Raw genomic sequence first — 12,066 nt, 5'->3', positions numbered from 1 at the left:
GTCAACCGGTGGAAATCCCGTGATCCCGGCAGTCCGAAAACGGCCCCGCTAGGGCCACTACGCGGTGGCGGCCGCAGCCCGTACGCACTTCCGCTGATGTGGAGGACACCGGCCCCTGACAAGAATGTCGTCATCGAAGTAAATCGGGCACCATCCGCCCATCCCGGTCATGCCCAGGCTCCCGTGAGGAGGCTCATGAAGTACGAATTGCTCGGGCCACTGCGGCTGGTGGACTGCGAAACGCACACCATCACCGCCCCGAAGATGGAGACGCTGCTCGCCACCCTGCTGATCCGCGCCAACCAGCCGGTTTCCACCGGAGAACTGATCAACGAGCTCTGGGGCGACCGGCCGCCCCGGCGGGCCCGTGCCGCTCTGCACGTGTACGTGTCGCAGCTGCGCAAGAACTTCGTCCGAGGTGACGCGTCGATCAAGACCCACGCCCAGGGCTATCTCATGGAGATCGACGATTCCACCGTCGACGTGTTCCATCTCCAGCGCTTGCACACCGCAGGGCGTGCCGTGCTGGAGGCCGAGCCGGAGAGCGCGCTGGCCTCCCTCCAGGCGGCTGCCCGGCTGTACCGCGGGCCGGTGCTGGCCGGGATCGGCGACGGCTTGATCGTCGGCGCGTTCGCCCGCTGGGCGGAGGAGGTGCGTCTGGAATGCCTGGAAGGGATCGCCGACTGCGCGTTGCGAGTCGGCAGGCACCGGGAACTGGTGGGCGCGTTGTCGGCCTGGGTGAACGAGTACCCGCTGAACGAGACGTTGCGGGAGCATCTGATGCTCGCGCTGCACCGGTCCGGGAGGCGGGCGGAGGCGCTGGAGGCCTATCACTCCGCACGACGCGTCCTGCAGGAGGAGCTCGGGCTGGATCCGCGGGACACCATGCGCAGACTCCAGCTGGCCATCCTCGAAGCCGATACCGACTACGCCATCGCGAGCTGAACCCACAAGAACCGAACCAGCAAGAACCGAACCCGCACCGGGCCGGAAGGGGCGGAGCCGCCACGCGGCTTCGCCCCTTCCGGGTTGCGGGGTCTCGGTGGACCCGGGGATTCCGGGCCTCAGCCCTCCTCGGCCGGGGAAGTCTGGGGCGCGGACGGCCGGGCCGCGGGGGCGGGCTTCCTGGCTCCCGGTCCGTACCAGAAGAGCAGCGTGACGGCGAGAGCGGCGACCGTGATCCCCGACGCCCACACGAACACGTCGGAGATGTTGCCGGCGATGCCGCCGCTGCCGCCGGTGAACGGGATGAGCAGGACCGCCAGCCCCAGGGAACCGCCGATGGTCAGCGCCGTCTGCAGCACACCCGCGGTGACGCCGGCGTGCTCCGGCGGCGCGGTGGTCAGGATGATCATGTTGAACGGGATGATCGCGACGCCCACCCCGAGACCGATCACCACGATGGGCGGCAGGACGTCGGCGGCGTAGCCGCTGCCGCCGTCCAGGCGGGTGAGCCAGGCCACGCCCGCCAGGACGACGACGAGACCCAGGACCGCGCGGGCCTTCAGGTCGATCTTCGAGAGGTACTTGGTGAGAAGCTGCGTGGTGACCAGCAACGCCAGGCCGAAGGGCAGGATGGCGAGCCCGCTCTCCAGCGCGTTCAGCCTGAGCACTCCCTGGAGGTACTGGACCAGGTAGATGAGGAAGCTCGTCAGGACCGCGGCCAGCAGCAGGAGGTTGAGGAAGGCCCCGGCGCGCTCCCTGCTGGCGAAGATCGACAACGGCAGGAGCGGCTCGGCGCTGCGGCCGTCCAGCATCAGCAGCGCCAGCACCAGCACGGCGGACGCCGCCAGCGGGATCACCGTCCAGACGTCGCTCCAGCCTTCTTCGGCGGCGTGCACCAGACCGTAGACGGCGGCGGTGATGGCGGCGGTGACCAGCACCGCGCTGGGCACCCCGAGCGCACGCGACCGAGTGCCGTCGTTCTTCAGCCCGAGCGTCTTGACGGCGACGGCGATGATGAGCAGTCCGATCGGCACGTTCACCAGGAGGCTCCAGCGCCAGTCCCCGGCCCAGGTCAGCACGCCGCCCAGCACCATCCCCGCGGACGCGCCGAGCCCGGTGACGGTGGAGTACAGGCCGAAGGCGCGTTGCTGGCGTTCCCCGTCGAAGACAATCGCCAGCAGCGCCAGCCCGGTGGGCCCGGCGATCGCCGCGCCCGCACCTTGCAGGACCCGGCCGACCAGCAGTGTCTCCAGGTTCTGTGCCAGGCCGGCCACCAGGGAGGCCACGACGACCAGCGCGATCCCGGCGATGAAGACCTTGCGATGCCCCACCACGTCGCCCAGCCGGCCCGCGAACAGCAGCAGGCCGCCGAACGCGAGGAAGAAGCCGTTCGGCACCCACGACCCGGTGGCCACGGAGAGGCCGAGGTCGGATTGCAGCGTCGGCAACGCGACGTTCACGATCGTGCCGTCGAGCTGCAGCATGAACTCGGCGCCGACGATGGCGGCGAGAACGAGGGCCCACGCCCTGGACGAGCCACCCTTCATGGGGACGTCACCGGAGACGGTGTCGGTGCTCATGGAACCTCCGCGGTCAGAGCCTGGGTACTATGCTGAGACAGCCTCAGGTTAAGGGTGTCAGCTAACCTGAGGGTGGCTCGACTTAACTGCCGTCAGTTAACCTGAGGCAGCCTCAGGCAGTCAAGCGGGAGGCCCGATGACCGACGCCAAGCCCTATATCGCCCAACGCCCCAAGCGAGCCGACGGCCGGCGCAACTACGACGCGATCCTGGCCGCCGCCAGGAAGGCCTTCGAGGCGTCGGGCGCTGAGGCCTCACTGGAGGACATCGCCGGACAGGCGGGCGTGGCCATCGGCACCCTCTATCGCCACTTCCCCACTCGCGCCTCGCTCGTCGAGGCGGCGACACGGGACGGCCTGGCCGATCTCGTCGCCCGTGCCGAACGCCTGGCCGAGGAGTCGGAACCGCTGGAGGCGCTGGCGGAGTGGATGCGCCAGGCGGTCCGGCACTTCAGCACGTTCCGCGGACTCGTGGGGATCCTGACCCAGAGCATGTACGACGAGGGCACTTCCTCCCACACGATGTGCAGTGCGATGCACAGCAGCGGCGCGGACCTTCTGCTGGCCGCGCAGACCGCCGGGCGGATCCGGCCGGACCTCACCGCCGACGAACTCTTCGACCTGCTCAGCGGGGCCGCATGGGTCCGCGAGAACTCGACCGCCGACCGCGATGGCAGCCCGCGCTTCCTGGAGCTCATACTGGAAGGGATCAAAGAGTGACCCACTTCACTTGATCACTTCTGGTTCGGTGGGATGTCCTTGTTAATCCCACCAGTTTAGTATGGATTCAGATTCAGTCAGGCCACCCCGCCTGGACCGACGATGCCGTCGGGCCCCAGGGCCTTCGCATCTCTGTCACGCTTGTCCGGTACGAACGCCTGGGGGCCGGTAGAGAAATGAATCCCTACCTGGACAGAATCGACGACTCCGCACCCGTCTCGGTGGTGCGGACACGGGAACTCGACGCACTGCGCAACCTGACCGCCCAGCCGGGCGCCCGCGGACACCTCGTCACGGTGCTCGGCGAACCCGGCTCCGGCAAGACCCATCTGCTCTCCGCCCTGGTCCGGGAACGCCAGTGGACGGCCCTGCCCGCGACCGTCTACCAGTGCTCACGCAACAACCCGGAGCGCGCGATCACCGCCGCGCGGCGGTTGCTCCGCCGCGCCCGGCAGTTCGACGCCGCCCCGGGCTGCGCGCCGGCCGTCACCACGCTGCCGCGGCGCCAGCGGCGGCCCGCGCGTGAGCTGGTGGTCCTTGAGGACGTGCATCTCGCGGACGAGCAGACCATCCACGAGCTGGTCGACATCGCCGACGGGTCGGTGCCCCCGCTGGTCGACGTGGTCGTGTCGCTCCGGCCTCGCCAGACCCCCGCCGAGCTCACCGAGGCGATCGCGCTCGCTGGCTCCTTCCGGCACACCGAGCACATCGAACTGCGGCCGCTGGACGACGAGCAGATGCTCGGCATGTCGGCGACCCCGCCCTCGTACGAGCTGCGCCGCCGCAGCGGCGGCAACCCCTTCAACCTGCGTGCGTTGCAGGCTCTCGACCAGAGCGCGCGTTCGGGCAGCGACGCCGCGGTGGCCCCGTTCGAGTTCGCCGTGCTGCACGAGACCCGCGACCTCACCCAGAACGAACGGCACGTGCTGCACGCCGCCGCCATCCTGCGCAGCAGGTTCGACGTCGAACTGCTCGCGGAGATCGCCGATCTCGACGCGCTCGTGGTCTCGGCGGTGCTGCGCAGCCTGGTGCGGAGCGACCTGATCAGGGTCGAGCCCATCAGCACGCTGTTCTCGATCCGCGACGAGGTCTTCGGCAACCTCCTCCGCCGCACGATCGACCCGTGCTGGGCGACCCGCGCGCACCAGCGCACGATCCACCGCCTCTCCGCCCGCGGCATGGACGGACCCCAGCTCGGCTTCCACCTCGTCAGCTCACTGTCGCGGGCCCGGGCCGGCGAGCTGGCGAAGATCATAGACGCGTCGTACGAGATCATGGAGACCGACGTCACGGAGAGCATCTTCTGGCTCACCCCGGTGCTGGCCGAGGCACCGGTCACCGACGAACTGGGAGTGCGCGCACGGCTGGCACTGAGCACGGCGTTCGCCCGCGTCGGGAGGCTGGCCGAGAGCCGGGAACTGCTCTTCGTCGTTCACGAGTCCGAAGGCGCGGCGGACGAACTCGCGCTCGCCGAACAGATCGCCTTCGTTTCGGTGGCCGAGGGTGTGCTGAGCCAGGACGTGCAGACCATCGACCTGCTGAACGAGCAGCTCACCAAGCCCAGCCTGCGCTCGACGCCGGCCTGGCCGCTGCTGGTGTTCGCCCGCGGCTTCCGGGTGACCATGCTCGGGCGCATCGCCGACCTGGCCGAGATCACCGCGGCGCTCGAAGCCGCCCGCGGCGGCCGGAACGGCCGGGACGGTCTGATCGCCGCGGGCCTGCTCGCGCTGCGCTCCCTGCATCTGACCGCCACCGGAGAGGTGGAGCGCGCCGTCGCCGCGCTGGACGAGGCGGGCGCGATGCTGGACCGCGTGCCCGAGCACCAGGTCGCACGGCACCTGTCCGGCCTCTTCGTGACCGCACTCGCCAACGTCTACCTCGGCCGCTACGTCGAGGCGGAACATCAGATCAAGCGGGCGGTCGATATCGCCCGGCGTGGCCAGCGCCCCTTTCTGCTCCCCACCCTCCTGGTGCTCCTCAGTGAGGTCGAACGCCACCTCGGCCTGCTCAAGCAGGCCCGCGACGCCGCCGACGCCGCCATCGTCGAGTCGAGCTCCGGCAACGCGCTGCGGCACGCGCAAGCGGTGGCGATGAAGTCCGCGGCCGAAGTGTGGGCGCAGCCGGTGAACAGCGGACGGGCCAGGGCGCTGGCGCAACAGGCGCTGGCCAACCAGTCGCCCTCCCGGGCCAACGTCAACGGCAGCGCATCGATCGCCGCCTTCACCATCGCGCAGTGCGCCTGGCTCGACGGCGATCCCAGCCACTGCGTGACCCTCCTGCTGAACGATGGCCAGGGCTCCGATCTCCAGGCCGTTCCCGCGGCGCACCGGCCCACGGTGTGGGAGTTGTTGTGCGCCGCCGGAATGGACGCCGGGATGCCGCTGGAGGAATGGGTCCGCAACAGCCAGGAACACGCCCGCCTGGTGCCGATGCCGCACAACCTGGCGTTCGCCGAGCTCGCGTGCGGCCACCTCGCCCGTGTCGAGGGCAGGTTGGCCGAAGCGGCGCAGTCCTACCAGCGGGCGGCCGAGCGGTTCGCGTCGGTCAGCATGCGGATGGACCAGTGCTACGCGCTCGGCCAGGCCGCGCGCGCCCTCGCCGAGCTGGGCCGGGCCGGGCCCGCGTCCGACGCCCGCGATCTCGCCGGCGAGATCGCCCGCCGCTGCCAGGCGGAGACCATGATCGACTGGCTCGGCCGGCAGCCGCCCGAGCCGACGCCCGTTCCGCTCGGTGCGGCAGGCGGTGAACTGGCGGTGTTCGACCAGCTCACCCATCGCGAGCAGGAGATCGCGCAGTTGGTGTGCGCCGGCATGAAGCGGCGGGACATCGCCGACCGCCTGGCCATCAGCACCCGTACGGTCGACGTCCATCTCACGCGCATCTACCGAAAGGCCGGAGTCAGATCGCGGATGGAGCTCGCACTCGCTTTTAGGACCGCTTGAGCACGGCCTCATAACCTCACCGCACATGAGGCGCCACGATCCGGGTTGGCGGCTCCGTGCGTTCCGTCGAGGAGGCGATCGTGGTTTTTCGTGCGCTGTCGGATCGGCTTTCACCATTCGTCGACCCGCTGCTCGACCCGCTGTTCGACGAGGCGGCCGCGCGGGCGGTGTCGCTGCTCGCGGCGCCGCCGCGGACCACGTCCGACCGGGTCGGCGCGCTGCGCCGCCAGGACCGGGCGCTCATCCTGCACGACCTGACCGAGAAGGTCGTCGCCTACCAGTCCAACAATCCCGATCCCACCGGCAAGACCCCGACCGAGAAGGACTTCGCCACCGTCAAGCTCGAAATCTTCAGCCCCGGCGGCGAACCTCTCGGGCAGACCGAGGGCGCCGGCCGCATGCTCTTCAAACGGGAGGACGACGGGCATTTCATCGCCTACTTCGGCGAGGAGATCCGGCTGCTCGACGGGCACGTCATCAGGTCCGGCGGGCTGGTCGACGACGCCCGGCTGACCGAAGGGGAGGCGGCGTCGTTCCCGGCCGTCGCCGTGGCCGGTCCACTGCGCGGCGCCATCGGCTACCGGCAGTTCCGGCCCTTGGTCAAGGAGGCGCATGACACCTACGTGTCCTCGATCGTCCTGTACAAGAAGTAGCGGAACGGGAGAGCGGGGCATGACCTTGACGCGACTTCCCACGCGCCGGATCGGGTCCCTGACAGTGGGCGCACAGGGCCTCGGCTGCCTCGGCATGTCGGAGTTCTACGGCAGCACGAGCGAGACCGAGGCGGTCGCGACGATCCACCGTGCCCTGGACCTGGGCGCAACACTGCTGGACACCGCGGACGTCTACGGCCACGGCGCCAACGAGGAGCTGATCGGAAAGGCCGTCGCCGGTCGCCGGGACGACGCCGTTCTGGCGACCAAGTTCGGCGTCGTCCGCCCGGGGTCCGGCGTCGGTGCCGCCGTCCGCGGGGACGCCGCCTACGTCCGGCAGGCCTGTGACGACTCGCTGCGGCGGCTCGGCGTGGACCACATCGACCTGTTCTATCTCACCCGGGTCGACACCACGGTTCCCATCGAGGAGACCATGGGCGCGATGGCCGACCTGGTGAAGGCCGGGAAGGTGCGCGAGCTCGGGCTCTGCGAGGCCGCACCGGCCACGATCCGGCGAGCCCACGCGGTCGCCCCGGTCGCGGCCCTGCAGACCGAGTGGTCGCTCTGGTCACGGGACATCGAACGGGAGACCGTCGCGGTGTGCCGGGATCTCGGCGTGGCCGTCGTCCCGTACGCTCCGCTCGGCCGGGGTTTCCTGAGCGGCGAGATCCGTTCGGCGGACCATTTCGATGAGGGTGACTTCCGCCGGTTCGGCCTGCCCAGGTTCACGCCCTCCAACCTGGCCCGCAACCTCGTCCTGGTCGACCGGCTGGTCGGCCTCGCGGAGGGTCTGGGGATCCCGGCGGCGCAGCTCGCCCTCGCCTGGCTGCACCACCGCGGCGGCGACGTGATCCCCATTCCGGGAACCCGGCGGCGGACTCACCTGGAGGAGAACGTGGACGCGGTCTTCCTGAGCCTCGGGCCGGCCGAGCTCGCCGCCGTGGAGGCCGCGCTGCCGCCCGAGGAGGTGCACGGAGCCCGCTGGAACGAACAGAGCATGGAGTACATCGACCGCTGAGACGAACGACGAGGTCGTCCCTGGCCCGGTTGCCGGGGACGACCTCGTCGTTCGTCCTGCTCCGCCGTCGCTCGTCCTACTCTGCGCCGGCCACCTCGGCGCGTTCGGCGGCGACGACGATGGCACGGGACGGACAGAGATCCTCGGCGGTCTCGACGGCCGTACGCAGTTCCTCGCCCGGCTCCGGTTCCAGGAGGACCACCAGGCCGTCCTCGCCGTGGTCGAACACCGCAGGCGCGGTGACCACGCAGTGGCCGGCGGCCATGCACCGGTCACGGTCGGCGGTGACCTTCATGGTGTGTCCCCTCTCCTCGATGGTGTGGTGGACCGGCGGGTTCCGGTCACCATTCGACGGGCAGCCGGTGCACGCCCTGCATCGTGCCGCCGCTGCGGCTGGGCAGCTCACCGGCCGGAACGGCCAGGCGCAGCGTCGGAATGCGCTCGAAGAGCGTCGCGAACGCCACCTCCAGCTCCATCCGCGCCAGGTTCTGGCCGAGACACTGGTGGATGCCGAAGCCGAACGTGAGGTGCTGACGCCCCGAGGCCGTGTTCCGCGTGCTCGTCCGGTGGATGTCGAAGGTGAACGGGTCGTCGTACACGGCCGGGTCACGGTTGACCATGGACGAGGACACCAGCACCCCCTCCCCCGCCCTGATCTCGTATCCGTCGATCTCGATGTCCTCGGTCGCCACCCGCACACCGGAGACGTCGGTGACCGACACCATCCGGAGCAGCTCGTCCACGGCGGCGGGCAGCACGTCCGGTTCCGCGCGCAGCGCGGCCAGCTGGCCGGGGTGCTCCAGCAGGGTGACCACGCCGAGCGCGATCATCTGCGAGGTGGTGTCGTGCCCGCCGATCAGCAGTGCGAGCGCGATGCGGACCAGGTCCACCCGGCTCAGGTCGCGACCGTCGATCCGCCCGGCCAGCCTGCTGAGCACGCCCTCACCGCCCGGCTCGCGCTCCTTGACGGCCAGGAGCCCGTCCAGGTAGTCCCACAGCGCCTGGCCGGCCGCCTCGGCCTCCTCCGGAGTCCTGGCCTGCAGCAGTCCCACCGTCTTGGCTTCGAAGAACTCGTGGTCGTCGTACGGCACGCCGAGCAGCTCAGAGATGACCATGGACGGGATCGGCAGCGCGTAGTCCACGATCAGGTCCGCGGGCGGTCCCTTGGCCAGCATGGCGTCCACGAGCGACCTCGACAGTTCCTCGACGTGCGGCCGCATCTCCCGGACCTGCTTGAGGCTGAAGTCCGGTGCGAGCATCCGCCGGTGCACGTCGTGCACCGGCGGGTCGAACCCGATGATCGCGATGGGCTTGAAGATGGGCGCCTCGAACCGCGGCAGCACCACGGGGAAATCGTCTCTGGACCGGTCGGCGGACAGACGCGGATCAGCGAGCAGCCGGCGAGCCTGCGCGTGCCCGGTCACCATCCAGATCGACCGGCCGTCCCAGAGGGCCACGCGGTGCAGGGGACCCTGCTCGCCGAGGGCCTGGTATCCGAGCGACGGCTGGTAGGGACACTGACGGTCTTGCGGATAACGAAAGAGCTGCTCGGACTCGGCCGAGACCTCAGCGGTCATGGTGTGCCTTCCTTCCACGGGCGGCTCAGATGATCAGCCGGTCCGCTCGGGCGAGCGGACCTGTGGTCGCGGTGTGCTGCCGGAGTCCCGGCGGCGGGGCGCGGCCCAGCGGCGCATGGACGGCAGCTCCACGAACCGGAACAGCGCCCAGGCCAGCACCGTCGTGATGGCGAAGAGCACGGCGAGGAGGCCGACGGCCGGCAGAACGTTCCAGCTACGGTCGGCGCCCAGTGCCACGTGCGCATAACGGAGGACCAGGTAATGCACCAGGTACGAAGCGAACGAGACCGCCCCGAGCCATTGCAGGGTCCGCCCGCGGAACGGGGAGACGGTGTCCCGGACGTCCGCCACCGCCACGGCCGATATCAGGAGCGCGAGGGGCACCACCACCGTGGCCGTGAGCCCGTACACGCTGGGCCACAGGTAAACCTGGAACGCGTACCCCACAGCCAGCAGGCCCAGCCCCTGGCCGATTCCGAGGCCGATCCACCGGCCCTCCCAGACGATGCGCGCCATGATGATCCCGAGCGTGAAGTCCAGAGCCCGGATCGGCGGGAACGACACCAGGAACCAGTTCTGTACCACGGACATGTTCTGACCAGGCAGTTGCGGGGTTCCCGGTAGCGCGAAGTACGCGACCGCGGGGAGCAGCACGATGGTGCCGGCGACGACGGCCGCCGATGTCCACAGGAGGCGTGCCGGGATCTTCCGGACGGCCGCGTACAGGAACGGGAAGGCCAGGTAGAAGAACACGTCGCAGGCGAGCGACCAGGTCACCACATTGATCGGAACGAGGACGTCCAGACGCGGGTACCAGGTGTGCGCCAGCAACAGGTTCGGCAGGAGTTCGACCAGCCCCACGGTCTCGCCCGCCCACACCGCGAGCCCCACGGCGGCCAGCCAGACCAGGACGTGGTTCGGGTAGACCTTCACCAGGCGGCGGCGCCAGAAGCGCACGCGCGTCTGGCCCTCCCGTGCCGACCAGGTCAGCACGAAGCCGCTGAGGATGAAGAAGAACTCCACCCCCATCCAGCCGGAGGTGAAAGCGAGATCACGGAGCGAGGCCTCGGTCTGCTGGTCGAAGAAGCCCAGCACACAGGCGTGGCACAGAAAAACCAGGAATGCCGCGAAGAATCGCATTCCGGTCAGCGAGGGGAGTCTCATGGACCCCGATGACGAACTGGTCATGGTCGCTCCTCTGCGGCGGTCAGCCCGCCGGCGGTCCGGCATCGATCTGGATCGCCCGCGCCGGACACAGGAAGGCCGCCTTACGGGCGCGTTCCTCCTGGTCCGGAGCCGGCCGCGGGGTGAGCACGACAACGAGGCCCTCGTCGTCCTGGTCGAAGACCTCCGAGGTGGCGGCCATGCAACGGCCGCCGCTGATACAGCTCTCGCGATCAGCGGTGACCCACATCGGGGTCACCACTCGACGGGGAGTTCGAGCACCCGCTGCACCGTCCCCGCACCGAGGATGGGCAGCTCGTCCATGCCCACGGCGAGCCGCATCCCCGGAATCCGGGTGAGCAGCTCGTGCAGGGCGACTTCCAGCTCCAGCCGGGCGAGGTTCTGGCCGAGGCACTGGTGGATTCCGAATCCGAACGTCACGTGGTGCGTGTCGTCGCGCAGGATGTCGAAGTCGTCGGCCCGCTGGTGCACCGCGTCGTCCCGGTTCGCCAGCGTGCCCGAGACCAGGACGCCTTCGCCCGCCCGGATGTGATGCCCGGCGATCTCGATGTCGCCCTTGGCCACGCGGGTGGCGACCAGGTCGGTGGTGGCGATGAAGCGCAGGAGCTCCTCGATCGCCCCGGGCAGGCGGGTGATGTCCTCGTGCAGCCTCGCCAGCTCTCGCGGATGTTCCAACAGCGTGATGATCCCGAGGGCCAGTGAGGAGGACGTGGTCTCGTGCGCGGCGATGAGCAGCACCAACGCGATGGACACCAGTTCCTCGTGGCCGATGTCGCCCGGGATCACCCGCTCGCGCACCAGCGTGGCCAGCAGCCCTTCGGTGGGCTCCTTGATCTGCGCGGTGACCAGCCGGTCGATGTAGTCGACCAGATCCTGGGCGGCCGTGCCGGACTCCTCCTCGGTGCCCAGCATCACCTTTCCGCTGGCGTCCTGGAAGAAGTCGTGATCCTCGTACGGGACGCCGAGATGGCGGCAGATCACCAGCGACGGGAGCGGCACCGCGAGCAGCGGCACCAGGTCGGCCGGCGGTCCGTGCTCGATGATCCGGTCGACGTGGCCGGACACGATCGCCTCGATCTCCGGGCGCATCCGGCGGACCTGTTTGAGGCTGAAATGCGGGTTGAGATAACGGCGATAGACGTCGTGTTCGGGCGGATCCATGGCGATGAGAGCCAGACTGCGCGCGATCTGCGACCGAAACCGCGGGGCGACGATCGGAAAATCGGGATGGGTGCGCTGTGACGACAGGTTCGGATGGGTCAGGATCTCGCGCGACTCCTGGTACCCCGTGACCATCCACGCCTCGCGCCCGTCGAAGAGCGTCACCTTGAGCACCGGCCCCCGGTCGCCGATCTCCTTGTACCCCGGCGGCGGCGCGTACGGGCAGGTGCGCTTCTGCGGATACGGCGGAGCTTCCGTCATTGTTCTCGTCCTTTGGCGAAGGAAAT

The 12,066-nt window shown here is 69.6% G+C and carries 11 protein-coding genes; 5 read left to right on the top strand and 6 right to left on the bottom strand.

All coding sequences use genetic code 11. The features are described 5' to 3' along the window. Positions 1 to 195: 195 nt before the first annotated feature. Positions 196 to 945 carry an AfsR/SARP family transcriptional regulator gene (locus tag ABD333_RS09025; protein ID WP_344539557.1) on the top strand — a complete coding sequence of 250 codons (750 nt, stop codon included), beginning with the start codon at positions 196 to 198 and terminating at the stop codon, positions 943 to 945. Between the two features lie 119 nt (positions 946 to 1,064). Here the strand turns inward: ABD333_RS09025 and ABD333_RS09020 are convergent, their stop codons facing one another. Further along, the gene (locus ABD333_RS09020) at positions 1,065 to 2,525 is read right to left on the bottom strand and encodes an MFS transporter (protein ID WP_344539556.1); all 1,461 of its coding nucleotides are present in this window, start codon (positions 2,523 to 2,525) and stop codon (positions 1,065 to 1,067) included. A 136-nt stretch (positions 2,526 to 2,661) separates the two neighbouring features. On the opposite strand from ABD333_RS09020, the gene ABD333_RS09015 reads away from it, so the two are divergent. From ABD333_RS09015 to ABD333_RS09000, 4 genes are all read left to right on the top strand, one after another. Beyond that, positions 2,662 to 3,243, top strand: a complete 582-nt coding sequence (locus ABD333_RS09015; protein ID WP_344539554.1) for a TetR/AcrR family transcriptional regulator — start codon at positions 2,662 to 2,664, stop codon at positions 3,241 to 3,243. 176 nt (positions 3,244 to 3,419) lie between these two features. Further along, positions 3,420 to 6,185, top strand: coding sequence for a LuxR C-terminal-related transcriptional regulator (locus tag ABD333_RS09010; protein WP_344539552.1), 2,766 nt, complete (start codon positions 3,420 to 3,422; stop codon positions 6,183 to 6,185). Positions 6,186 to 6,265: 80 nt separating this feature from the next. Further along, positions 6,266 to 6,838 (top strand): allene oxide cyclase barrel-like domain-containing protein, encoded by a 573-nt coding sequence (locus ABD333_RS09005; protein ID WP_344539551.1) that lies wholly within the window; start codon positions 6,266 to 6,268, stop codon positions 6,836 to 6,838. Positions 6,839 to 6,857: 19 nt separating this feature from the next. Beyond that, a complete protein-coding gene (locus ABD333_RS09000) occupies positions 6,858 to 7,856 on the top strand; it encodes an aldo/keto reductase (protein ID WP_344539549.1) in 999 nt (332 codons plus the stop codon). Between the two features lie 76 nt (positions 7,857 to 7,932). On the opposite strand, the gene ABD333_RS08995 is transcribed toward ABD333_RS09000, so the two are convergent. From ABD333_RS08995 to ABD333_RS08975, 5 genes are read right to left on the bottom strand one after another with little or no spacing between them, the layout of a single operon-like run. Next, positions 7,933 to 8,151 (bottom strand): ferredoxin, encoded by a 219-nt coding sequence (locus ABD333_RS08995; RefSeq protein ID WP_344539547.1) that lies wholly within the window; start codon positions 8,149 to 8,151, stop codon positions 7,933 to 7,935. A 46-nt stretch (positions 8,152 to 8,197) separates the two neighbouring features. After that, positions 8,198 to 9,433: a cytochrome P450 gene (locus ABD333_RS08990; RefSeq protein WP_344539545.1), complete on the bottom strand. Its 1,236-nt coding sequence runs from the start codon at positions 9,431 to 9,433 to the stop codon at positions 8,198 to 8,200. Between the two features lie 33 nt (positions 9,434 to 9,466). Further along, positions 9,467 to 10,621: an acyltransferase family protein gene (locus ABD333_RS08985; protein WP_344539543.1), complete on the bottom strand. Its 1,155-nt coding sequence runs from the start codon at positions 10,619 to 10,621 to the stop codon at positions 9,467 to 9,469. Between the two features lie 19 nt (positions 10,622 to 10,640). After that, entirely contained in the window at positions 10,641 to 10,847 is a 207-nt protein-coding gene (locus tag ABD333_RS08980; RefSeq protein ID WP_344539542.1) for a ferredoxin, read from the bottom strand. 5 nt (positions 10,848 to 10,852) lie between these two features. Beyond that, positions 10,853 to 12,040: a cytochrome P450 gene (locus ABD333_RS08975; protein WP_344539541.1), complete on the bottom strand. Its 1,188-nt coding sequence runs from the start codon at positions 12,038 to 12,040 to the stop codon at positions 10,853 to 10,855. Between the last annotated feature and the right edge of the window lie 26 nt (positions 12,041 to 12,066).

Source organism: Actinomadura fulvescens, assembly GCF_039533225.1.
GTDB lineage: Bacteria > Actinomycetota > Actinomycetes > Streptosporangiales > Streptosporangiaceae > Spirillospora > Spirillospora fulvescens.
This window is presented reverse-complemented; position numbering and strand designations above follow the sequence as displayed.

Coding starts and splice junctions, on each gene's coding strand:
- ABD333_RS09020 (WP_344539556.1), bottom strand. CDS start 2,525: ATGAGCACCGACACCGTCTCCGGTGACGTCCCCATGAAGGGTGGCTCG.
- ABD333_RS09015 (WP_344539554.1), top strand. CDS start 2,662: ATGACCGACGCCAAGCCCTATATCGCCCAACGCCCCAAGCGAGCCGAC.
- ABD333_RS08975 (WP_344539541.1), bottom strand. CDS start 12,040: ATGACGGAAGCTCCGCCGTATCCGCAGAAGCGCACCTGCCCGTACGCG.
- ABD333_RS08980 (WP_344539542.1), bottom strand. CDS start 10,847: ATGTGGGTCACCGCTGATCGCGAGAGCTGTATCAGCGGCGGCCGTTGC.
- ABD333_RS09000 (WP_344539549.1), top strand. CDS start 6,858: ATGACCTTGACGCGACTTCCCACGCGCCGGATCGGGTCCCTGACAGTG.
- ABD333_RS08990 (WP_344539545.1), bottom strand. CDS start 9,433: ATGACCGCTGAGGTCTCGGCCGAGTCCGAGCAGCTCTTTCGTTATCCG.
- ABD333_RS08985 (WP_344539543.1), bottom strand. CDS start 10,621: ATGACCAGTTCGTCATCGGGGTCCATGAGACTCCCCTCGCTGACCGGA.
- ABD333_RS09010 (WP_344539552.1), top strand. CDS start 3,420: ATGAATCCCTACCTGGACAGAATCGACGACTCCGCACCCGTCTCGGTG.
- ABD333_RS09025 (WP_344539557.1), top strand. CDS start 196: ATGAAGTACGAATTGCTCGGGCCACTGCGGCTGGTGGACTGCGAAACG.
- ABD333_RS08995 (WP_344539547.1), bottom strand. CDS start 8,151: ATGAAGGTCACCGCCGACCGTGACCGGTGCATGGCCGCCGGCCACTGC.